24 protein-coding genes are annotated in these 20,207 nt (G+C 67.2%); 17 read left to right on the forward strand and 7 right to left on the reverse strand.

What is annotated here, in order from left to right; genetic code table 11:
- Window positions 1–10: 10 nt before the first annotated feature.
- The 3 genes from BAW75_RS28590 to BAW75_RS28600 all read left to right on the forward strand — a co-directional run bounded on the left by BAW75_RS28590 (window position 11) and on the right by BAW75_RS28600 (window position 2,782).
- Window positions 11–352 (forward strand): DUF1330 domain-containing protein, encoded by a 342-nt coding sequence (locus BAW75_RS28590; protein WP_030499352.1) that lies wholly within the window; start codon window positions 11–13, stop codon window positions 350–352.
- Between the two features lie 47 nt (window positions 353–399).
- Window positions 400–1,401, forward strand: coding sequence for a P1 family peptidase (locus BAW75_RS28595; protein WP_104115653.1), 1,002 nt, complete (start codon window positions 400–402; stop codon window positions 1,399–1,401).
- Between the two features lie 88 nt (window positions 1,402–1,489).
- Window positions 1,490–2,782, forward strand: a complete 1,293-nt coding sequence (locus tag BAW75_RS28600) for a hemolysin family protein (protein WP_104115586.1) — start codon at window positions 1,490–1,492, stop codon at window positions 2,780–2,782.
- 15 nt (window positions 2,783–2,797) lie between these two features.
- On the opposite strand, the gene BAW75_RS28605 is transcribed toward BAW75_RS28600, so the two are convergent.
- The gene (locus BAW75_RS28605) at window positions 2,798–3,175 is read right to left on the reverse strand and encodes a winged helix-turn-helix transcriptional regulator (RefSeq protein WP_104115587.1); all 378 of its coding nucleotides are present in this window, start codon (window positions 3,173–3,175) and stop codon (window positions 2,798–2,800) included.
- A 79-nt stretch (window positions 3,176–3,254) separates the two neighbouring features.
- On the opposite strand from BAW75_RS28605, the gene BAW75_RS28610 reads away from it, so the two are divergent.
- Complete coding sequence (locus tag BAW75_RS28610; protein WP_104115588.1) at window positions 3,255–3,665, forward strand: RidA family protein; 411 nt, start codon at window positions 3,255–3,257, stop codon at window positions 3,663–3,665.
- Window positions 3,666–4,139: 474 nt separating this feature from the next.
- Here the strand turns inward: BAW75_RS28610 and BAW75_RS28615 are convergent, their stop codons facing one another.
- Window positions 4,140–5,207, reverse strand: coding sequence for a polysaccharide deacetylase family protein (locus tag BAW75_RS28615; RefSeq protein ID WP_043327788.1), 1,068 nt, complete (start codon window positions 5,205–5,207; stop codon window positions 4,140–4,142).
- 610 nt (window positions 5,208–5,817) lie between these two features.
- Here BAW75_RS28615 and BAW75_RS28620 point away from each other — a divergent pair.
- The 3 genes from BAW75_RS28620 to BAW75_RS28630 all read left to right on the forward strand — a co-directional run bounded on the left by BAW75_RS28620 (window position 5,818) and on the right by BAW75_RS28630 (window position 8,357).
- Entirely contained in the window at window positions 5,818–6,948 is a 1,131-nt protein-coding gene (locus tag BAW75_RS28620) for a DNA cytosine methyltransferase (RefSeq protein ID WP_208635333.1), read from the forward strand.
- Between the two features lie 25 nt (window positions 6,949–6,973).
- Window positions 6,974–7,396: a very short patch repair endonuclease gene (locus tag BAW75_RS28625; RefSeq protein ID WP_275937813.1), complete on the forward strand. Its 423-nt coding sequence runs from the start codon at window positions 6,974–6,976 to the stop codon at window positions 7,394–7,396.
- A gap of 247 nt (window positions 7,397–7,643) precedes the next feature.
- Window positions 7,644–8,357, forward strand: a complete 714-nt coding sequence (locus BAW75_RS28630) for a GIY-YIG nuclease family protein (RefSeq protein WP_208635334.1) — start codon at window positions 7,644–7,646, stop codon at window positions 8,355–8,357.
- Between the two features lie 35 nt (window positions 8,358–8,392).
- Here BAW75_RS28630 and BAW75_RS32495 read toward each other — a convergent pair whose 3' ends face one another.
- Window positions 8,393–9,001: a hypothetical protein gene (locus BAW75_RS32495; protein WP_167435627.1), complete on the reverse strand. Its 609-nt coding sequence runs from the start codon at window positions 8,999–9,001 to the stop codon at window positions 8,393–8,395.
- 351 nt (window positions 9,002–9,352) lie between these two features.
- Here BAW75_RS32495 and BAW75_RS28640 point away from each other — a divergent pair, with 351 nt between their 5' ends.
- Window positions 9,353–11,380, forward strand: a complete 2,028-nt coding sequence (locus BAW75_RS28640) for an ATP-binding protein (RefSeq protein WP_167435628.1) — start codon at window positions 9,353–9,355, stop codon at window positions 11,378–11,380.
- A gap of 1,023 nt (window positions 11,381–12,403) precedes the next feature.
- Here the strand turns inward: BAW75_RS28640 and BAW75_RS28645 are convergent.
- From BAW75_RS28645 to BAW75_RS28660, 4 genes are all read right to left on the reverse strand, one after another.
- Window positions 12,404–13,027 (reverse strand): hypothetical protein, encoded by a 624-nt coding sequence (locus tag BAW75_RS28645; protein WP_146074912.1) that lies wholly within the window; start codon window positions 13,025–13,027, stop codon window positions 12,404–12,406.
- 117 nt (window positions 13,028–13,144) lie between these two features.
- Window positions 13,145–13,351, reverse strand: a complete 207-nt coding sequence (locus BAW75_RS32175) for a hypothetical protein (protein WP_146074913.1) — start codon at window positions 13,349–13,351, stop codon at window positions 13,145–13,147.
- A gap of 390 nt (window positions 13,352–13,741) precedes the next feature.
- Window positions 13,742–14,437 (reverse strand): HAD family hydrolase, encoded by a 696-nt coding sequence (locus BAW75_RS28655; RefSeq protein ID WP_104115596.1) that lies wholly within the window; start codon window positions 14,435–14,437, stop codon window positions 13,742–13,744.
- Window positions 14,434–15,300, reverse strand: coding sequence for a GntR family transcriptional regulator (locus BAW75_RS28660; RefSeq protein WP_104115597.1), 867 nt, complete (start codon window positions 15,298–15,300; stop codon window positions 14,434–14,436). Before BAW75_RS28660 ends, BAW75_RS28655 begins: the two co-directional genes overlap by 4 nt.
- Window positions 15,301–15,485: 185 nt before the next feature.
- Between BAW75_RS28660 and BAW75_RS28665 the strand changes: the two genes are divergently transcribed.
- From BAW75_RS28665 to BAW75_RS28700, 9 genes are all read left to right on the forward strand, one after another.
- Window positions 15,486–15,884, forward strand: a complete 399-nt coding sequence (locus tag BAW75_RS28665; RefSeq protein WP_013477439.1) for a hypothetical protein — start codon at window positions 15,486–15,488, stop codon at window positions 15,882–15,884.
- Window positions 15,884–16,093, forward strand: coding sequence for a hypothetical protein (locus BAW75_RS28670; RefSeq protein ID WP_104115598.1), 210 nt, complete (start codon window positions 15,884–15,886; stop codon window positions 16,091–16,093). The genes BAW75_RS28665 and BAW75_RS28670 overlap by 1 nt, the downstream gene beginning before the upstream one ends.
- Before the next feature lie 269 nt (window positions 16,094–16,362).
- Window positions 16,363–18,006 carry an FtsK/SpoIIIE domain-containing protein gene (locus BAW75_RS28675; RefSeq protein WP_104115599.1) on the forward strand — a complete coding sequence of 548 codons (1,644 nt, stop codon included), beginning with the start codon at window positions 16,363–16,365 and terminating at the stop codon, window positions 18,004–18,006.
- A complete protein-coding gene (locus tag BAW75_RS28680; RefSeq protein ID WP_104115600.1) occupies window positions 18,003–18,314 on the forward strand; it encodes a spread protein in 312 nt (103 codons plus the stop codon). The genes BAW75_RS28675 and BAW75_RS28680 overlap by 4 nt, the downstream gene beginning before the upstream one ends.
- Window positions 18,315–18,339: 25 nt before the next feature.
- Window positions 18,340–18,528, forward strand: coding sequence for a hypothetical protein (locus BAW75_RS28685; RefSeq protein ID WP_104115601.1), 189 nt, complete (start codon window positions 18,340–18,342; stop codon window positions 18,526–18,528).
- On the forward strand, window positions 18,525–18,785 hold the full coding sequence (locus BAW75_RS28690; RefSeq protein WP_104115654.1) for a hypothetical protein: 261 nt from the start codon (window positions 18,525–18,527) through the stop codon (window positions 18,783–18,785). Before BAW75_RS28685 ends, BAW75_RS28690 begins: the two co-directional genes overlap by 4 nt.
- Entirely contained in the window at window positions 18,770–19,372 is a 603-nt protein-coding gene (locus BAW75_RS28695) for a hypothetical protein (protein WP_104115602.1), read from the forward strand. The genes BAW75_RS28690 and BAW75_RS28695 overlap by 16 nt, the downstream gene beginning before the upstream one ends.
- A complete protein-coding gene (locus BAW75_RS32500) occupies window positions 19,369–19,515 on the forward strand; it encodes a hypothetical protein (protein ID WP_167435629.1) in 147 nt (48 codons plus the stop codon). The genes BAW75_RS28695 and BAW75_RS32500 overlap by 4 nt, the downstream gene beginning before the upstream one ends.
- Before the next feature lie 84 nt (window positions 19,516–19,599).
- Window positions 19,600–20,043, forward strand: a complete 444-nt coding sequence (locus BAW75_RS28700) for a hypothetical protein (protein ID WP_104115603.1) — start codon at window positions 19,600–19,602, stop codon at window positions 20,041–20,043.
- The last annotated feature ends 164 nt before the right edge of the window (window positions 20,044–20,207 follow it).

Here is a 20,207-nt window from a genome sequence, read left to right on the forward strand (position 1 = left end):
GAAGGACACCATGCCCGCGTACGCCATCGCCCACCTCCAGGACGCCGCCCCGCACCCGGACATCGCCGAGTACATCGAGCGCCTCCCGGCCACCCTCGCCCCGTACGGCGGCCGGTTCCTCGTGCACGCCACGCCGCACGAGGTGAAGGAGGGCGCCTGGCCCGGCGCGGTCGTGATGCTCGGCTTCCCCGGGATCGCCGAGGCGCGCGCGTGGTGGGACTCGCCCGCGTACCAGGAGATCGCGCCCCTGCGCTCCCGGCACATCGAGGGCGACATCATCCTGGTCGAGGGCGTCCCCGACGACTACTCACCGACCGGCATCGTGCAGGCGATCCGGGCGGCGCTGCCCTGAGCCGGACCGCCCGGCGCGCCCGTGACCTCGGCGTCGTCGTCGGAACGCTGCCCACCGGACGCCACAACGCGATCACCGACGTCCCCGGCGTCCTGGTGGGGCACACCACCGTCGACGACGGCGGCGACCTGCACACCGGCGTCACAGCGATCGTGCCGAGCGGGCTCGGCCCCGGACGGTGGACGCTGCCGGCGGCGGTGTTCTCCGGCAACGGGCACGGGAAGCTCGTCGGGTCGACCCAGGTGGACGAACTCGGCGTACTGGAATCCCCTGTGGTCCTGACCGCGACGCTGTCGGTGTTCCGGGCGGCGGACGCGCTGCTCAGCTGGTTGATGGAGCGCCGGCCGGACGGGGTGTCGTTCAACCCCCTGGTCGGCGAGACGAACGACGGGCACCTGTCGGACATCCGCCGCCGCCCGATCACCGAGGACCACGTCCTGGCCGCCGTCGCTCAGGCGTCCGACGGGCCGCCCGCCGAGGGCTGCGTCGGTGCCGGCGCCGGCACCACCGCGCTGGGCTTCAAGGGCGGCATCGGCACGTCGTCCCGGGCCGTGCGGGCCGCCGGCCGTACGGGGACTGTCGGCGCGCTGGTCCAGTCCAACTTCGGCGGCGTCCTCAGAGTGCTCGGCGTGCCGATGCCGGCCGAAGAACTGGTCCCCGCCGCCGACCGGGCCGAGCCGCCCGGCAACTCGTGCATGATCGTGGTGGCCACCGACGTACCGCTGGACGCGCGACAGCTCGGGCGGGTCGCCCGCCGGGCGGTGTTCGCCATGGCCCGGGTCGGCGCGTCCTTCAGCGGCACCAGCGGCGACTACGCGATCGGGTTCACCACGTCGGATCAACAGCCGATCCCGGACGGGGAGATCGACCCGGTGTTCGCGGCCGTGCTGGACGCGGTCGAGGAGGCGCTGCTGAACTCGCTGTTCACCGCGGTCACCACCACGGGCGTGGGTGGCCGTACCAGTCACGCGGCTTCGCACCGGGCCGTGCTCGAGCGGCTGACGGCGGCTGGCCGGCTGATTCCGGAATCACCGGCGGAAACGCGCTGATTGCTCGCAACCCGGCCCGCCCCGCCCAGCCGCGGTGGCTACGGTTGACGCTGCCGGAGGGTCCGGCCGAGGAGGCGTCGAACTGGCCGTGGACGGCTATGGCGTGCAGGTCACGCTCGTGTTCGTGTTGGTGTTGGTGAACGCGGTGTTCGCGGGCAGCGAGATGGCGTTGGTGTCGCTGCGGGAGAGCCAACTGCAGCGCCTGGAGCGGACCTCCCGGGGCGGCCGGGTGCTGGCGAAGCTGGCGCGGGATCCGAACCGCTTCCTGGCCACCATTCAGATCGGCATCACGCTGGCCGGTTTCCTCGCCTCGGCCGCCGCCGCGGTGTCCCTCGCCGCCCCGCTGGTGGGCCCGCTGGGATTCCTCGGGTCGGCCGCCGAGCCGGTCTCGGTCGTCGTCGTCACCATCATCCTGACCTTCGTCACGCTGGTGCTCGGCGAGCTGGCGCCGAAGCGGATCGCGATGCAGCGTGCCGAGGGCTGGGCGCTGCTGGTGGCCCGCCCGATCGACGCGCTGTCGACGTTCTCCCGCCCGGCGGTGTGGCTCCTGAGCAGGTCGAGCGACGCCGTCGTACGCCTGGCCGGCGGCGACCCCCGGGCGCGCCGGGAGGAGGTCACCACCGAGGAGCTGCGGGACATGGTCGCCGCGCAGCGCAACCTCACCCCGGAGCACCGCACGATCATCTCGGGCGCGTTCGAGGTGGCCGAGCGGATCCTGCGGGAGATCCTCGTCCCACGCCGCGACGTCGTCACGTTGTCGGCGGATCTGTCCGCGCCGCAGGCGCTGCGCGAGCTGGGCAGGTCGGGGCAGACACGCGCCCCGGTCGTGGGTCGCGGCGGACTGGACGACACCGTCGGCGTGGTGCACATGCGGGACCTGCTCGACCAGGAAGGGCCGGTCGCCGACCACGCCAGCCCGGCGGTGTACCTGCCGGAGACGCTGAAGGTGACCGAGGCGATCCGGGAGCTGCGCGCCCAACGGCAGCAGTTCGCGCTCGTGGTCGACGAGCGCGGGTCCATCGACGGCATCGTCACGATGGAGGACCTGGTCGAGGAGATCGTCGGGGAGATCTACGACGAGACCGACCGGGACGTGCAGGCCGTCGTACGGGAGGCGGACGGCGCGCTGCTGATGCCCGGCGGGTTCCCGCTGCACGACCTGGTCGACGTGGGCATCGACCTCGACGAGGCCACCCTCGAAGCCGGGGACTACACGACGGTGGCCGGCCTGGTCCTGGCGCATCTCGGCCACATCCCGAAGACCCCCGGCGAGACGGTCGAGCTGCCCGGCCTGAGCGCCGAGGTGGCGGAGGTGACGGGCCGGGCCATCACCCGGGTACGCCTGCGGACGACGCCGACGCGCGACGAGCCGGGCTCCTGAGTCCGGCCGTACTCGTCACCCCAGCTCGGCGTCGAAGCTCCGGCGGGCCTGCTCGATCTGGGGCAGGTGCGCGTCGGCCCAGTCGAGCAGGACGTCGATCGGCGCACGCAGGGTCTTGCCCAGCCGCGTGATCCGGTACTCGACCGCGACCGGCCGGGTCGCCACCACGTGGCGTTCGACGATGCCGTTGCGTTCGAGCCGTCGCAGCGTCGCCGTGAGCGACTTCTGTGTCACCGCCGGGATCGCGCGGCGCAGCTCGTTGAAGCGACAAGGGCGTTCGCACAGCTCGTTGAGGACGCTCAGCGACCACTTGTCCAGCACCTGATCGAGCAGCTCGCGATGCGGGGCGTCGATGCGCAGCTCGTCGGCGCGAGCGCCTGCGGTATCGCCCATGAAACCAGGTCTCCTTGAAGTGTCCTTCGTCAACTAGGTATCAATGGTAAACCACCTAGGTCCCCATGGAGGAGACACGATGTCCGTCACCCGCTTCAGCCCTGCCGGTCTTCAGCCGCACACGCCGTACCACCACGTGGCGGTGGGCACCGGCGCCCGCCACATCCATGTCAGCGGCCAGGTCGCGCGACTGGGCGACGGCACCCCTGTCGCACCGGGCGACCTCGGTGGGCAGGTCGCGCAGGTGCTGCGCAACACCGGGCGCGCCCTCGCGGGCGCCGACGCCTCGTTCCAGGACGTGGTCCGGCTGACCTTCTACGTCACCGACTGGACGCCGGACAAGATCGGGCCCTTCATGGCCGGCATCGAGTCGGTCGCCGAGGAGCTCGGGCTGCCCCAGCCGCTTCCGCCGGCGTCGCTGATCGGCGTCGAGTCCCTCTTCGAGCCCGACGTGCTCGTGGAGCTGGAGGCGACCGCCGTCGCGCAGTGAACGCCGTCGTGGTCGACGCAGTTCGGCGCTGGTCGTCCCGACGACTTCCACGTCCATCGTCATCCGCGCATCCATGGAACCAGTCCCGCCCTCGGGTGGATCCACCACCACAGGAGGCACGCGGGTGGCCAGTAGGTCACGGCGGCGACGGCGAGATACCAGGGACGCCATCCGCCCAGCAGTCCGCGGTAGCCGTGGGCATCAGCCCAGCCGTGCACGGCCCAACTCCACAGCGCATAACCGGCAAGGAAGGCGAGAGACCAGCCGACTCGTACTGACGTTCCGGGCCTCCGCCCGCGCCGGCGGTCCGGTGCCTCTCGCGCACTCCACGCCATGCGCACATCATGGCGCTGCCCTGCAAAGTCAGAACCCGGTCGGGGTGCCCCTACGGTCCAGGGTCAGCTGGACCGTAGGGGCACCTGGTCGACCACGCTCACCCGAGCCGTTTCCGGTGACCTGGGTGGGCCACCGGGATCAGCCCGCGGTGCAGGAACGGATCTGCGGTCTGGCGCCGCTGTTGCCGTTCATCATCGTGGTGAAGCCGAAGGTGTTGCCGCTGCCGTTGGACCGCATCGTCATCACGTAACCGGTGCTGTCCCAACTGGGGGAGCCGTTCCAGGTGGTGGAGACCCGCTGCGGCGGGGTCAGAGCCACGACCACGGTCCAGTTGCTGGCCCCCTGAACCGTCACCGAGGTGTTGTACCGGTCACCCCAGACGTTGGGGGTCGTCGCCGTCGCTGTGCACCCGCCGCTGGGAGGCGGAGTGGTCGGCGGCGGAGTGGTCGGCGTGCCGGTCGGCGGCGGAGTGGTCGGCGGCGGAGTTCCGTCCGGGGCCACCGCTCGGCCGGTGCTCGGTGAGATCATGCCCGGGCAGAGGTTGCGGCTGGTCAGGTTGGCCATGATCTGCGGAATCGCGTCGCGGGTGTTCTGAATGCCGTCGTGCATCAGGATCACCTGGCCGTCCTGGAGGCGGCTGGCGTTGGAGACGATCTGGCTGACGCTGGCACCGTTCCAGTCCTGGGAGTCGACGTCCCAGATCACCTGGCGCAGGCCGAGCGACGAGGCGACCGACTGGAGGGTCGAGTTCGTCTCCCCGTAGGGCGGGCGGAACAACTGCGGCCGGACGCCGGTCGCCGCCTGGATCGCCGAGTTGGTCTGGGAGAGGTCCGACTGCATCTGGCTCTGGTTCATCGAGGTCATGTGCGCGTGGTTCCAACTGTGGTTGGCCACCCACATGCCCGCGTCGACCTGGGCCCGCGCGGCGGACTGGTTGTTCTGCACGTTCTGGCCGACGTTGAACATGGTCGCCCGTACGCCGTTCGCGCGCAGCACGGACAACAGGGCGCTGGTGCTGCCGGTCGGCCCGTCGTCGAAGGTGAGGCCGACGTACCCGTTGCAGGTGGCGGCGCTGGACGGAGTGGCGGCGACCGCAAGGCCGGCGGCGCCCAGCGCCACAGTGGAGGCGAGCACTGCCAACCGGAAGGTGAGACGCGATTTTCGGGGAGTGGACGGGCGGCGGGAGCCGCGGATGCTGGCGTACATGCGCAGGTCCTCCTTGGGACGAGTGACACCTGACGACGCATGGCTTCAATCGACGCATACTGATGTCGCAGTGTTCGGAGTATTGCAGCGGCGTTTCGAACAGGTCAATGATTTTCCGGAAGTTTTCCGGAAGGATCGGCTCCCAGCCAGTCGCTGCGCATCCGGACCCATCAGTCGCCATCGCTCTGTGGCTGGGCGACGCGAGGCGGCATGACCGCCGGTGGAGCGCACGAAAAAGGGCCGCCCCGGTTTCCCGAAGCGGCCCCTCAACTGCTGTGCGCCCGAAGGGACTCGAACCCCTAACCTTCTGATCCGTAGCTCTGGGCGGTGCGATCTCTCCCAGCCGCGCCCGACCTCACCCGGCTTCGGGTCGTCGCGTGACGGCTCATGCGGGTCGCTTGGTTGCTGTACTTCGCTGCTGTACCGGTCGGTCAGCTCCTGAACCACGTCCGTGGAAGCAGATCGCGCCGGGGACGACAGCTGGACCCCCGAGCGTCGGGTGGCGTGCCGCGCTCGAACTAATGATCGAATCATCACAGATGAGTGTCATGCCTGGGGCTCGTCGCCAGGGCATGTATAGGCTGCAGCGATGGTGGGCGAGGGAGGAAGCATGGACAGCGCGCCCGTCCGGGCGGCGGAGTTTTTTGCCGGGATTGGTCTCGTCCGCACCGCCCTAGAACGCGTCAAGGGTGCTCAGATACAGGTGGTCTGGGCAAACGACATCAAGCAGGCGAAGTACGACGCCTATGCCGCCAACTTCCCAGACGCCGAAGATCACTTCGTTGTTCGGGACATCCGCCGGATCGAGGCTTCTGATCTGCCGACGGGGATCGAGTTGGCGACGAGCAGCTTCCCGTGCATCGACCTTTCACTTGCTGGGAACAGGCGGGGTCTGGTCGGCGAGCAGTCCGGGATGTTCTGGGAGTTCGCCAAAATCGTGGAGGGCATGTCACCCCGGCCCTCAGTGATCCTCCTAGAAAATGTTCACGGGTTCGCCACCAGCCACGGGGGCAAGGACCTGGAGGCCGCCCTGGCAAGCCTGTCGAAGCTCGACTACTCCTTGGACGTACTTGCAATCGACGCGCGGCACTTTGTGCCACAGTCCCGGCCCCGAATGTTCATCGTCGGCATCCAACAGGACAAGCTGCCGAGCCAAGCCCTGCATGACGTCCCGCCGGTCAGCGACGTGCGTCCCGCTTGGGTACGGGCCATCCACGAGACGCACCGGCAGACGCTAGATATGCACTACATCGACCTTCCTGCTTTGCCGGAGGGCCCACGGGACTTGGACGGCTTCGTCGAGACGGACGTCGCCGGCGACTTGTGGTGGGACGAGGGCCGGGTGGAAGCCTTCGTCAGGTCCCTCAGCGACGTGCAGAAGGCTCGCTTCGAGGCTCTTCTCGCCGGGAACACCATCAGCTACCGGACTGCCTACCGGCGAACCAGGCAGGGTGTCTCAGTGTGGGAGCTTCGCAAGGATGGCATCGCCGGATGCCTCCGGACCACTGGGGGCGGATCAAGCAAGCAGGCGCTGGTTCGGCTAGGCAGAGGCAGCAAGGCAGTTCGGTGGATGACCCCACGAGAGTACGCGAATCTGATGGGTGCCCACGAGTACAAGCTTCTTGCTGGGACTCCAAATCAACAACTCTTCGGGTTCGGTGACGCCGTTGTTGTCGACGTCATCGAGTGGATCGGCAACAAATACCTCCTGCCGGTCCTTAGGCCAGCTGGCACCGAGTAAACGAGTTGGCACGAAAGACAGCGATGTGAGGCTACCTCCTACCCCACCGCCGTCGTCAGCGTCGCGGGCCATGAAGTCCAACAGGAGCTCCGACACAAAGCCGGAGTTGGCTCTGCGGCGGCAGCTCTTCCGCCGAGGGCTGCGTTATAGGGTCGGCTATCGAATCTCACTCCCCGAACGTGCGGTGCGGCCCGACGTCGTCTTCACGCGTCGCAAAGTGGCGGTTTTTGTGGACGGCTGTTTTTGGCACGGCTGTCCGCTTCACTGTCGTATGCCGTCTGATCCGAGCGGGTACTGGCATCAGAAGATTCACCGCAATCGGCGTCGTGACCTAGAAGTTGATGGTGCCCTACGTACTGCGGGTTGGACGGTCTTCCGGGTCTGGGAGCACGAGGCAGTGGAACAAGCAGCGGAAGCCATCCACGCCGCGCTGACTCAGTCTCGGTGATCGCCAGGGCCGCCGCGGTCGCGCCGCAGGACAGGCAGCGCCGTTCCCCGGAACGTAACGGCTCTACCTGTATGTGCGGTTCGACCAGGCTGGCGGCTCAGCCGCCCGTCCTCAACCTCGCGATCACGTCGACCCTTAGACTGCTGACCCAGGCCATGATCGGGTGAGAAGGTCGAGGAGCCAGGTGACTAGTCGGGGCGTCGCGTCGTACAACGAGCCAGATCACAAGCCTCCGTCCAAGGCCTCAATGCCGACCAAGTTCGTCCAGGGGTTTCGACGGCTGCTCAAAGACGCGATGGACTCTGCAGATCCAGCAAGCGGCAAGCGGCTAGGCAGCTGCATCGGTGCTTACGCCTTCTACGATTACGATGCCGAGCCCATCTACGTCGGGCAGACCACAGAGAGCTTCGGGTCTCGCGTCGGCAGGCACATGACCGGTCAACGAAGCGACACGCTGGCGTACCGTATTCTCGACCCCTTCGAGGTAGCCGAGTTGGAGTTTTGGCCGGCTGAGCACCTACGCAGGGACCCTGACAAGGCAACGAAGATCAACGCCATCGAGTACTCGGCGTACCGGTGGGCGATCGAGCAGTCGAAGTATCGAGCGATCTTGAACGAGAAGATTCCGCCGGTCTCCCAGCTCGTGGAGCTACCGCCCTCGTATCGCTTCAACTTGATCCCTGAGGACCTGCGGGAAGACCGCGAGCATCCAGACGTTCGTATCGCCCGCCGAGCCGAGACCTTGGCCAGGGTGGCGGCTGTTGCTCACGAGCGTGGCGAGGTCTCGCCCGGCCTGCGGCGGGTCATCGTGATTCAAGCCGTCCGCCTCGCTGACTTGGCGGCTGCACGGTTCGCCTATGCGGAAGGTCGAGCCAGGCCGGCTCCTGACGCGATCGACGTGCACGCCCTAGTCGGGAGTGTTCTGCAAGAGTCAGGCGCCGACGATGCGCCCGAAGAATGATGCAGCTGTACCGCGTTCTGGCTAGAGAACGACCGTCAGGTTAAGGGGTAACGCTCTAGCAGGAGCTGCTCGGGAAAGACGACCCGGCAAGCCTCCGGCACGTTTGCCCCATTACTTGGCTCCGATGGAGTTGCATCCCAAAGGCCGCGCACCTGCTGGACGAGGTCGGTCACCTTGTGCATCGCCAGCGCGCCCCGAGATCTGCTGCCTTGCCGGACCACTTCCCTCCAACCTCCGTCGGGCCTACGACGCTCGGAGTTCACGATCGGGCACAGCTGATCCTGCAGCGCGAACTCGAGCGCCAACCCCGCCGTCCGTAGATCGATGGTCCCGGCGAGCGATCGCGCCTGCGGCAACTCGGGCCAAGCTAGGACGACAACCTTATGCCAGATCTCGGGTGGGAAGGTGTTGGCCAGGTGGTGACTCTCTCCGACGGCCAAGTCACGTAGCCGCCGTTCCGCCTTGCTGGTCTGACCAATGTAGAGCAATCCCCAGCGCAACCAGACGCCATAAATCACTGGCCCTCTCAACTGCGACTGTCCGCCGGCAGTACCGACCAAGGCCTCGCCAAGATGATGAGCAAAGCCATACCGAGCGCGCCGCCAGGACCTTGCTGCTGTCGGATCAGAGGTCAGGCGATGCATGGCCTCATGCCAGGTACGAAAGAGACGGCCCCCGTATATGTTGGAACCTTCAGACACTTCGATCACACCTCGGTCGATCCTCTAGCCGGCCCGCCCGCGGTGTCGCCAGCCTCATGCGCGCTGTCGGCACCTCTCAGGCATGACCGCTCGCCCTCCGCCCCATGTTGCAGGCCGAAGCCTACAGCCTGGCGCATCTCCTGGTTGGCGGCGATTTGGTGCGAATTCATTCGATGTGTTGCCCCTGCCCCCTGCAAGAGCGGCCCCCGTCGCCAGCCGTTGCCACCTGCCCGTCAAGCCTTATACCTAGTAGCTTGTGAAGGTGGCACAGCAGACGGACGGTGGGGAGCTGCAGTGAGTCCGAAGTTGGAGATCCGGTTCCACGGGCGGGTGATCGAGCACCTGGGCATTGAGATGTACCAGTCGCCCGTTGCGGCGATCGCCGAGCTTGTCTCGAACGCCTGGGATGCAGAGGCGACGTCGGTCAAGATCACCCTTCCTGAGTGGTTGGACGAGAATGCGGAAGTCGTGATCGAGGATGACGGCGACGGCATGACCATCGAAGAATGCCAGGAGCGCTTTCTCAAAGTCGGTTACAACCGCAGGAAAGTGGATGGCAAGTCGACAACTCGGACCGGACGGCCCGTAATGGGCCGCAAAGGGATCGGGAAGTTCGCTGGCTTCGGAATCGCGCGGGTGGTCGAGGTCGCCACGACAAGCAGTGCAACTGGGGAGCGCACTTCGTTCGCCCTCGACGTCGCAAAGCTCCTTGGTAACACAACCGAAGGTGAGTACTTTGACGACACTCCAATGGATGTAGAACTATTGGAGGCCCTTCCGCCAGATGAATCGCGCCGAGCCAAACATGGGACTACCCTTCGCCTCAAAGGGTTGACGTTCAAGAAGACTCCGAACGCCGCCGCATTCAGTAAAAGCATGGCACGCAGATTCCTACTGCTTCAACGCGCCGAAAACTTCCGCGTGCTGGTCAACGGAAGCCCCTTACCGAACCCTGAAGACGTAGAAAAAATTGAGTTTGACTACCCCACCGACTATCCGGAGGGCAGCCGCCCACCAAACGTCATAATTGACGGGAAGTGGGGAGTGGAACGCCTCCCCACGGGGGATGTCATCAGGTGGCGGTTTCTCTTCTACAAGGAACCAATTGGGCAGGAAGACCTAGCCGGGATTTCCGTTTTTAGTCACGGAAAGCTCGCCCAGCGGCCGTTCTACTTCCAACTAGGCGGGGGGTGGGGTGGACAACAAGGCCTCGTTTACCTTTCCGGAAGCGTCGAGGCCGACTTCATCGATGATCAGCCCGCTGACCTTATCTCCACCGAGAGGCAGCGAGTAAATTGGACCGCCGAGGCGACTCTTCCCCTCCTTGAGTGGGGACAAGATCGCATTAAAGAACTTCTCAAGAAATGGCAAACCGCCCGTGCCGCCAAGAAGGTGCATGCAATTGAGAACCGGATGGCCGCCTTCTCCAATCGCCTAGAGGCGTTGGCGAAGTACGAGAAGACGATTGTCAAGCGAGCACTTACCTCCATAGCGCGTATCAGCGTCCTGACGGACGACCAGTTCGCGGACCTAGCCAACGCCATTCTGACGGCTTGGGAGGGCGGTCGCCTGAAGGATTTGATTGTAAAGTTGGCTGATGCAGAAACCATGGGCGCCGACGACCTCGTGCGCCTTCTGGTTGAAAATGAAGTGATGACCGCGCTTCATGCCGCCGAGCGTGTCAAGACTCAGCTCAACCTAATCCTTGGCCTAGAAGCTAGAATTCAAGGCAGGGAACTTGAGAATGCGGTGCGGGACTACATCGCTGGAAACCCATGGCTCATCTCTCCGAAGTGGGAGACCTTCAAGATTGAACGCTCGGTCGATCACCTAATCGCCGACGCCGCTAGTGAGGCGGCGCTGAATAGAGACGACGGCTGGCGGGCGCGCGTCGACTTGGCCCTCTCGGCCGGCGAGCAACTCTTCATCGTCGAATTTATGCGTCCGGGCCTGACGATCGACTGGGACCACATTGGGCGATTTGAACGCTACGTTCTGGTGCTCCGCGAGAAGGTTCAGGCTAACACTTCCCGTTTTCGACGAGTCACCGGCCTGCTCGTGGCGGACCATTTTGAACGTCCGTCAGGGATGGGAAGCCGACTAGCCTCGCTTCGTCAAAATGACATGGACGCGATGGACTGGGCAACATTGCTCGCCACTGCACGCAGCCAATGGATCGAGTACTTCAAGATTCTGGTTGATCGCGCACCCGAGGATGCCCGAATGCAAGAGCTCGTCGCACTACGCCGGTCTCTTCCTGGCAGTCAACCGGGACCTGCCGACCATATCGAATCGGCCGCAATGCCGGCGGACGCTTCCTAGGAGAAGGCTGGCGATGGCCGCTGGGGCCAACGGGCAGAACTGGCCGAATGACGGAACAGCGCTCCCTCCGTTGCATGCTCAGCTCGGACACCCGCCGTCCCGCTGCCATCCCGTCTGCCGCCGACCCACACACCGTGGAGCGGGCCAGGGCCAGGGCGACAAGGTGGAGCGCCCTACCGGACGTACGACCTTGTCGCCCTGGCCCTGGTCTGCTCGGCTTGCCTGGGTCGGTGGTTGGCGGGATGGCAGCCCACCTCAACCACTCTCCTACCGGAACCGTTCGGCAACTTCATCTCGGAGTCGTCTGGCCCCCGCCGGAGGCACAGTTCTAACCCCGCCCTCTCCCTCACCCCACCACCCCTGCACCCACCTCCATCCCTTCCCCAGCCTGGGCCTGAGCGACCGTGCGGAACCGTTCGGCAACTTCGTCCGCCGCGGTTGGCCTGCCGGATCTCGTGCTGCTTCGGGATTGTCGGAACCGGGTGGAAGCGTGTCCGCCAGGCCCTGGGTCGTCCTTCGGGACTCGTCACCGGGTCACTTCACTGACTCAGTGGTGACGCGCGGGGCGGGGCGTGGGGTTCGGGCCGGTTGACTTTCCGCCCCGGCGCCCTTGCGCCGGGGCGGCGGCTCCGCAGGAGCCGTTTGCCGCGCCCCGGCCCGCGCCGCGCGGAACGCGCTTGATCTAGTACAGGCCAATTCGGCAACAGATCACAGGAAGCGCTCCGAGCCGACCCCAGCCCGACCGAACACCACACCGCCTGGCCGTCGTCCGCACGGCGTCGCCTCAGGATTGCCGTGGCTCGTCCGCGAGTGACGCCAGCTGCCTCGCTGGCTCCGCTGGTCGCCTGCCATTCTCTCCTTCATCGGCCCCACCCGGTTCCCTCCGCGGCTCCCATCTCTCTACGCGGCAGCTCAGCTAGCCCAGCGTCTCGTGCAGCCCGTGGGCGTCCAGTAGCGGGACATGGACGGCCACACCACCACAGAGAGCCCGCCGCCTGAGTCACCGTGTGTCGTGTACGCGGGTCACTCCAGCAAAGGGTCACCAGAGAGGCCGTAGGGATGCGGATTCCTTGACAAGACGATGCAGGCTGCCAGGGGCTCCAAGGCGCGGTGCACGATGCGGCCGATCGCTAGCACCGTGAGCCGAAGCGCAAGGTCATGTTCACCGCGAAGGGCCACAAGGAGAGGCAGGTCCGGAGGGGTCGGGTCGTAATGCACTCCACCCTCCCGGTTGGCGTAGTGCTTGACCAATTGCTGGACAGTTACGCCCAGCTCCCCCGCCTCAACAACCCGATGCTTGAGGAATTCGTCCACGTTGCCCGTGTGAAGCCCGCCCAGCGATTCCCGCGCCACACTCGCCGGCAAGTTCGCATCCAAGATTAGGTCTTCCAGCATCGGGTCAAGCCAGTGCATGGTGATACAGGCAGTCGCGTCGCCATAGGTACTCGCTGCGATCAGTACCCTGCCCCAGGTATACATGGGCTTCACGCCGTATGCCTTGTTCGACACGCCACACAGACGCCTTCCATCGATTAGCAATCTCCGAACAAGTCCTGCCACTTGCACCATGTCGTACTCAGAAGCGCGCAGATCGCAGCGCCTGCGCAGATCCTCTAGCGTGTCAAGAAATAGATCCTCAGGTCCCATGCCACGACTGTAGTGATCTCATGGCCGCTCCTCGTCTGCCCCATCAGTCAGCCCACACCGGAAAAGCGATGACGACGGCCGGCTGACGCACCGTCCCTACCCCTCGCCTCCTGGTCCTCATCGCTGGCAGACGTTGGCTCGAACGTGCACGCCGCACCATGGCGGGAGGTCAACGGACCACACGCGCCAGCCGCCGTCGTCCTTGCGCAGCTTCCACCGCCACGGGTGGTCCGCGCCAGCGAGGATCTGCGGGCCGTCCCACCACACCGCGCGTACCTGCTGCACCACCGTCGCCCGGCCGCTGCCCTGATGCTCGATGGTCATCGGCCCCACGCTCTCCAACTTCGATGGTGGCCGGGCTGTGCTGGTTATCTCGGCGCGGTAGTCGCGCCACTGCCGGCGGAGCTCGTCGTGACGGGGGCTGGCTAGCACCCGCGACAGCCCCAGCTCGTCACCGGCACTGAGTTTCAGGAGCCAAAGCGTGGCCGCCGCTTCCGGCGTCGCCTCACCGCGCTCCGCTTCTAGCTGCTTCCGCACCGCCCAGGACGCGGGCACAGCGACAAGGCCAGCGCAGGCAAGCCCCACGAGTGTCACAAGCACCCAGGGCCATCCCCGCGCCGGCCTTGTCGCTGCTCGGACTCGGTGCGGTCGCCATCCGTGCGGTTCCTCCCCCATGGTCATCATCTGCCGACGATACGAAGCAACCGAGAAAGGTCAAAGACCCTCGACCTGCATGAGGGCCTGCGCGATCTGCCGCATCGACGTAACCACCGCGTCCGCACCCGCCTCTTGGAACGCCGCCACCTTTGCGGGCTTGTTCGCGTACCCAATCACACGAGTGCCTGCGGCTTTCGCTCCCTCGATGTCGGAGAGCGAGTCGCCGACCAACACACACAGCGCCGGAACGACTCCAAGGGATGCCGCCGCGTCAACAATGGGCGTCGGGTTCGGCTTCATACGCAAGGGATCGGCGTATGCCCGGCCAACAGTCTTGGCGACATGTTGGCTCAGTCGGTGCTCTCTCAAGTAGGCGTCCACCGCCTGGGGCGAGTTGTTGCTGACCACCGCGATTGGCAGCTGCAGCTGGCGCGCGGCCACGATGACCTCTCGCCCGTAGGCGGTCGGTTCCGCCGTCGATGCCGCTTTCACCTCAGCTGCGATCAGGGCGTCTTCGACGAGTCGGGTCAACTCCTGATCCGTCGAGCTGCTGGTGTGCCTCAGCACCTCCAGCGGGTCCGATTCTTCGGCTAGCTCGTTCGTGAGCGCCAAGCCCTGGCTCACTAGTAGGTCCAGGAGCTCCCTCGCAACCTGTGGTGCTGGGTAGTTGGCGAAGATGCTGCATACCGGCCCGTCGAAGTCGAGCAGCAATGCGCGGACATCCCGGCACAGCTGCTCCAGGCTGGCGGTCATCCTTCGTGCCGATAGGCGATGGTCGACCACAGTGAGTCGAACCACTGGCGGGACGCTTCCACGAACTGAGTGCCGTGCGATGTGTCGTCGTCGGTGACGGCGTAGTGGAAGAGCGGGACGTCCTTGCCCATGAGGTGGTAGGTGGCGGTGGGCTCGCCCTTGATGGTGACGGTCCGTTCGACGGCGGGGTAGAAGCCGAAGAACACCTCTTCACCGTTGAGGACGTAGAGCTTGAACTGCGGTGAACCTCGATGCATCCGCACCTCGACCGTGGCCGAACGAATCAAGCCCAGGTCGCCTAGCTCCGTAACCTGATCAACAATGCCGTCGACAGCCCTGCGGGTGATGCGATCAGCTCGTTCCCGGACGGCTGGATCGTCGGACTGTGTCTCAGCCCTGGCGGGTAGCGCCATGGGGACTGACATGTCGGAGACGAGCACACGTACTGCGATCGTCTCCGGGGCGAGGCGGCCAACGCGGACCTTGTCCAGCACCTCGGCCAGGGCGTCTCGCAGGGTCTCGCCTGAAAAGCCGGCGAAGTCGATGGTGACGTGGGCTCGCTCGAACGCTGCTTCGATGTGGGGTCGTAGCTCCACTGCCCGTTGCGTCTGGGCGCGAACGAAAGCGCCGCTGCCTTGCCGGGTGATGATGAGGCGTTCTGAGCGGAGCACCTCTAGCGCTCGTTTGATGGTCTCCCGTGCCACCCCGTAGCGGGAAGCAAGTTCAGGTTGCGACGGCAACTTGTCGCCCGGCGCCAGTCGGCGCGTAAGGATCGCGGCCCGGAGCTTGTTTGCGATCTGCTGTGACGCCTGCTTCGGGTCATCGGGGTCGAGTTCACCCAGGTAGTCCAGGTCTTCGGTCACCCGTCAAGGCTACCTGCTTGCTAGCCGAGCTAGGAAACCCCGACTCCAACTCTTGACCTGACCAGCCAAGGCGGCCTAACCTCGGTGCATGCCACTTGGCTAGCAAGGCAGGTCAAGCCTGGTGTACAAGCTCTACCGGATGGGTCCGGCTGAGCAGAAAGCGCATTGCGCTGAAGGAGGAATCCGTGGCTCTTCGTGGTGGTACTCGGTTCTCGGTTCCGTTCGAGGCGGTCTTTCCGCATGGCGCGGTGTTCGTGCCGGACTCGATTGCGGAGGCGCAGGACTTCAACGAGGCGACTCGTCAGCGGACGCCGGCGAAGGACAAGGTGACGGGGCAGCGGGTGTGGCAGTGCCGGGTGATGGACATGGACCCGGAGCTCGGCTCGCGGTCGCGCGAGGTCGCGATCAAGATCCTGGCCGATCACCAGCCGGTGCCGCCGGTGGGTCCGTTCCAGCCGGTGGAGTTCGAGGGCCTGACGGTCACCCCGTACGTGGGCAGCAACGGTCGGCTGGCGTTCTCCTACCGGGCTACCGGTCTGGTGGCGCCGAAGACCCTGGCCGAGACACGCGGGAAGGCCGCGTGATGGCGGGGCTGCACATGACGGCGAACGTGCACGTGAAGCCGGAGACGGAGCTGTCGTTCTCGCTGTACCCGACGCAGGGTCGGGTGGCGGTGCAGATCGGTGGGGTCGGTGGTGACGTGACCTTGTTCCTGCCGGGCAGCGAGATCGAGCGGTTGGCCGGTGTGCTGGCTGACGCGCGTGAGTCCCTGTCGGCCGTGACGGCGGCCTGATTCCTGTTGGTGGCGCGGGGCGGTCCTGGCCCTAGGAAAGCTTGACCGCCCCGCTGCCCTGTCCAAATCCTCTCGGCCTGGAAGGGCAGATTCATCATGCCTGTTGTCCTGGACTGGACGCGCACTGCCGGTGCCGGCGAGCCGGTCCCGTGTGTCATCTGCGGTAAGCCTGCGATCTGCCGGAGTCCGGCGGGCAAGCCGGTGCACAAGGTCTGCGCGGAGACGTGGACCGAGCAGCACCACACCAACGGCCGTCAGGCGGTGGCGTGATGGTGCGGGCGCCGCTGGTCAACTTCCGCCGGTTCCAGATCAGCGCTCCGTGGCCGCTGGTCTGGATCGTCACCGTCCTGTTCCTGCTGTTCCGCGTCGCCGTGGCGGTGGTCCGGCTCGCGGTGTTTGTGGTGCGGCATTGGCGGGCCTGGCCTGCCGTGGCCCTGGTCCTGCTCGCCGCCGACACCTACCGCACGCACGGCTGGTGGCTTCACCTCCTGGCCGCCGTCGTCCTGGCCGCCTCGGCCGGCGTGTGGTGGTGGCGTGGTCGGGACTCGTTCCACCGCCACGTCGCCTTGCGGGCGGTGTCGGTGTGGCGGCGGTTGTGGGTGTATCGGCGGCAGTGGCACGAGGTGATGTCCCTGTGCGGGCTGGTGAAGAAGTACGACGGCGGCGAGGTCGTGCCGCGGCTGTTGTCGGTGCGCTGCTCCTACGCCACCGACGAGCTGGTGCTGCGGATGCCGAAGGGCCAGAACCCGGAGGTCTGGCACAAGGCCGCCCGGGATCTCGCGTACTCGTTCGGTACCCGGCACTGCCGGGTGTTCTCCACCCGCCGCCACCCGGTCCCGCACCGCACCGGCCGTCTCGCGTTCGTGCTGCGGCTGATCGATCGGGTGCGGTTCCGCGACCGGCCCCGGCACGTGTGGCTGGTCTTCATCCGCCGCGACCCGCTGACCCGCATCGTCGCACCGCTGCCCGTGCCCGCCCGTCCGGACTTCACCGCCCTCCCGCTCGGCCTGCGAGAAGATCTGGCCGTCTACTGCTTCCGGCTGCTGGCCACGCACGTGCTCATCGGCGGCGCCACGCGGATGGGCAAGGGCTCGGTCATCTGGTCCCTGCTCCGCTCCCTGGCGGCGGGGATCCGGTCGGGGTTGGTGCGGGTGTGGGCGATCGACCCCAAAGGCGGCATGGAACTGGCGATCGGCCGGCCGCTGTTCTCCCGCTACGTCGACGACGACTGGTCCCGCATGGCCGACCTGCTCGAAGACGCCGTAGCCCGGATGCGCGCCCGTCAGCAGATCCTGCGCGGCAAAGCCCGCGTCCACACCCCCACCGTCGATGAGCCGCTGATCGTCGTCGTCATCGATGAGATCGCCGCGCTCCTGGCCTACCTCCCCGACTCCGAGATCCGGGCCCGGATCACGCAGGCCCTCGGGCTGCTGCTGTCGCAAGGTGCCGGCCTCGGCGTCCTGGTCGTCGCCGCCACCCAGGACCCCCGCAAGGAAGTCGTCTCCGTCCGGGACCTGTTCCCCACCCGCATCGCCCTCGGCCTGACCGAACGCGGCCACGTCGACCTCCTGCTCGGTGACGGTGCCCGCGACCGCGGCGCACTCGCGGATCAGATCCCGCTGTCCGGCAAGGGCGTGGCCTACGTGCTGCTCGACGGCCAGCCCGAACCCGCCCGCGTCCGCTTCTCCTACCTGGCCGACGACGTGATCCGGGACATGGCCGCGACCTTCCCCGCCCAGCCCGACACGCAGCCCGAGCCGGTCGTGCAGCCGGCGGCGCCGAAGCCCCGCGCCAGCAAGGGCCAGCACGTCTACCGGCCCACCACGGCGTCGAAGCAGGGCGCGCCGCTGCTGCCGCCGTCACTGCTCAACGCCCTGGACCTCAACCCCAGCAACGGGAGTGACCCCCGATGACCCACCACGAGATCCCCGACGGCACCGCGGTGCGGATGCCCTACGCCGACGAACCCGACCAGCAGACCCCGGAACCGCGGCGCTTCTACCGGCTGCGCGCCCCGCACATCGACAAGGCGTCAGTGCCGGTCACGGTTCGCGTCACCCCGGACGCCGACCTCTACATCGCCGTTGGTGCCGGTCGTCGGCGGATGTACCTGACGCCTGCGGAGGCGTGGGCGCTGTGGCGCTGCCTCTCCGAAGCCGTCGCCTCCACGGGCGAACCGCCGGAGTGGATCCGCGTGCACCTCAACCCCACCACCCGCTAACCCGCCTGCCTGCTTGGAGATCCTGATGCCTACTCGTCGTCTCACTCGCCGGCCGATCCGCCGGACCTGCCTCGACCTGCTCCACACCGACCCCGACCAGTCCTGCCCCTACTGCGCCCCCGACACCGACGCCGTCGACGTGATCGCCGCGGCGCTGCGCCGCCACGCGGAGATTGCCGCCGAGGACGCCGAAGCGTGGGGGTGGGCGGCGTGAACCAGCAGATCTGGTCGTGGCTGCTCATGGCCGTCGGCGTCACCGGCCTCTACCTCGCCGGGAAGCGTTCCTGGACCGGCTGGGCCGTCGGCCTCGCCGCCCAAGGACTGTGGCTGGCCTACGCCATCGCCACCCGCCAGTGGGGCTTCCTCGTGTCCTGCTTCGTCTACGGCGCGGTCTACCTGCGCAACCTGCACGCCTGGCTCCACCCCACCCCGCCCGCTGAGCGGGAGGTGACCCGATGCGCCGCTTCCTGAACGCCGATGGCCTGGAGGCCGTCGCCCTGGTCCTCATCCTCCTCATCGTCGCCGCAACCGCCGGGTGGGCGTCGTTCTCCCACGTCCACGACTGGACCATGCGCCACGTCCCACCCGGCACCCCCGACGCCTTCGGCTGGGCCAACGCCGTCCTGTCCGACCTCGTACCCGTCGCCTGCCTGCTCGACATCCGCCGACGCCGACGCCACCGCCAACCCATCAGCTACCCGGTGTTCCTGATGCTCGCGTTCGCGTCCTTCTCTCTCGCCGCGCAACTCGCCGTCGCGGACGCGAGTCCGTCGGGGTGGCTGCTGTCGGCGCTGCCGGCGCTGGCGTTCATGGCCCTGACCAAGCTCGTCTTCACCGGCACCGCCACCCCCGCACCCGCCCCGGTGAAACCGACCCCGGCACCGGCCCCGGTTCGGGAGCCCGTCGACGCCGAACCCGTCGACGTCCCGAACGCCCCGGCGCCCGTCTTCACGCCCCCGGCCCCGGCTGCGGCTGTCGCCCCGGTGCGGTCGGCGCTCGTGTCGTCGGTCGTCCAGACCCCGCGCAACGGCCACATCGTCTCCGAGGTCACCCGATGAACCAGCCCAAGCAGCCGCCCCTGACGGACACGTGCGTCGTGTGCAACGGACCGATCGAGTACGTCGACGTGAAGGACCCCTACTGGCGGCACACCGACATGCGCAACCTCGCCAAGCCCCACGGCGCCCGCCCCCGCCGCTGACCCCGGCCGCTGCGGCGTGGCCGACTCAGCCTCGACCGCGCCGCAGCACCCGGACACCGACCGAGCCAGAGCAGGAGAACCGCGATGCACTCGCCCACCCGTACCGCTCTCGCCCACCGGCCCCGTCCCACCACGCTGACCCGCAGCGTCGTCGGCACCCCCGCCGAGGTCGCCGCCGCGCTCGCCGTGCTCAGGGAGTCGGGGCGGCTGATGTTCGCCGATAGCCCCTACCAGCATGCTGATGGGCGGGTCACGGTCACGGTGCGGTTCCTCGACACCGCCCGAACCACCCCACCGCCGGTGCGTCGGCTGCGCCGCGGCCGGGTCATCGCCGCCGCCGCCATCACCACCGCGGCTATCGGCGCCCTGGCCGGAGTCGGCTACCTCGCGACCCAGGTCGCGCACACCGTCCAGCGCAACGCGCCCGCCGTCGTCGGCGTGGTCCTGGTCCTGCTCGTCCTGGCCGTGTTGCTGCTGCGTCGCAAGGCGACCTGCGGCGGGCTGCACTGCTCGGGATGCCGGCACTGACCGCCACGGCTCGGCCCGTCTACTGCGCGCGCTGCTGTGGCCGGGCCACCGCCCTCGTCGAGGCCGGCCGTCCGGGTACCGGCCGCTACCGCGCCGAGACCGCCTGCGCCCGGCACGAGTCGGCCGCCCGTCGCTGGGCCGGGCACGCCGGTCCACCCCGTAGC

It is taken from the genome of Micromonospora chalcea (assembly GCF_002926165.1).
GTDB lineage: Bacteria > Actinomycetota > Actinomycetes > Mycobacteriales > Micromonosporaceae > Micromonospora > Micromonospora chalcea.

What these genes read in the sequence shown, in the direction of transcription:
- BAW75_RS28590 (WP_030499352.1), top strand. Translation starts at nt 11, where the DNA reads ATGCCCGCGTACGCCATCGCCCACCTCCAGGACGCCGCCCCGCACCCG.
- BAW75_RS28605 (WP_104115587.1), bottom strand. Translation starts at nt 3,175, where the DNA reads ATGGGCGATACCGCAGGCGCTCGCGCCGACGAGCTGCGCATCGACGCC.
- BAW75_RS28610 (WP_104115588.1), top strand. Translation starts at nt 3,255, where the DNA reads ATGTCCGTCACCCGCTTCAGCCCTGCCGGTCTTCAGCCGCACACGCCG.
- BAW75_RS28615 (WP_043327788.1), bottom strand. Translation starts at nt 5,207, where the DNA reads ATGTACGCCAGCATCCGCGGCTCCCGCCGCCCGTCCACTCCCCGAAAA.
- BAW75_RS28620 (WP_208635333.1), top strand. Translation starts at nt 5,818, where the DNA reads ATGGACAGCGCGCCCGTCCGGGCGGCGGAGTTTTTTGCCGGGATTGGT.
- BAW75_RS28630 (WP_208635334.1), top strand. Translation starts at nt 7,644, where the DNA reads ATGCCGACCAAGTTCGTCCAGGGGTTTCGACGGCTGCTCAAAGACGCG.
- BAW75_RS32495 (WP_167435627.1), bottom strand. Translation starts at nt 9,001, where the DNA reads ATGCATCGCCTGACCTCTGATCCGACAGCAGCAAGGTCCTGGCGGCGC.
- BAW75_RS28645 (WP_146074912.1), bottom strand. Translation starts at nt 13,027, where the DNA reads ATGGGACCTGAGGATCTATTTCTTGACACGCTAGAGGATCTGCGCAGG.
- BAW75_RS32175 (WP_146074913.1), bottom strand. Translation starts at nt 13,351, where the DNA reads ATGACCATCGAGCATCAGGGCAGCGGCCGGGCGACGGTGGTGCAGCAG.
- BAW75_RS28655 (WP_104115596.1), bottom strand. Translation starts at nt 14,437, where the DNA reads ATGACCGCCAGCCTGGAGCAGCTGTGCCGGGATGTCCGCGCATTGCTG.
- BAW75_RS28670 (WP_104115598.1), top strand. Translation starts at nt 15,884, where the DNA reads ATGGCGGGGCTGCACATGACGGCGAACGTGCACGTGAAGCCGGAGACG.
- BAW75_RS28675 (WP_104115599.1), top strand. Translation starts at nt 16,363, where the DNA reads ATGGTGCGGGCGCCGCTGGTCAACTTCCGCCGGTTCCAGATCAGCGCT.
- BAW75_RS28680 (WP_104115600.1), top strand. Translation starts at nt 18,003, where the DNA reads ATGACCCACCACGAGATCCCCGACGGCACCGCGGTGCGGATGCCCTAC.
- BAW75_RS28685 (WP_104115601.1), top strand. Translation starts at nt 18,340, where the DNA reads ATGCCTACTCGTCGTCTCACTCGCCGGCCGATCCGCCGGACCTGCCTC.
- BAW75_RS28695 (WP_104115602.1), top strand. Translation starts at nt 18,770, where the DNA reads ATGCGCCGCTTCCTGAACGCCGATGGCCTGGAGGCCGTCGCCCTGGTC.
- BAW75_RS32500 (WP_167435629.1), top strand. Translation starts at nt 19,369, where the DNA reads ATGAACCAGCCCAAGCAGCCGCCCCTGACGGACACGTGCGTCGTGTGC.
- BAW75_RS28700 (WP_104115603.1), top strand. Translation starts at nt 19,600, where the DNA reads ATGCACTCGCCCACCCGTACCGCTCTCGCCCACCGGCCCCGTCCCACC.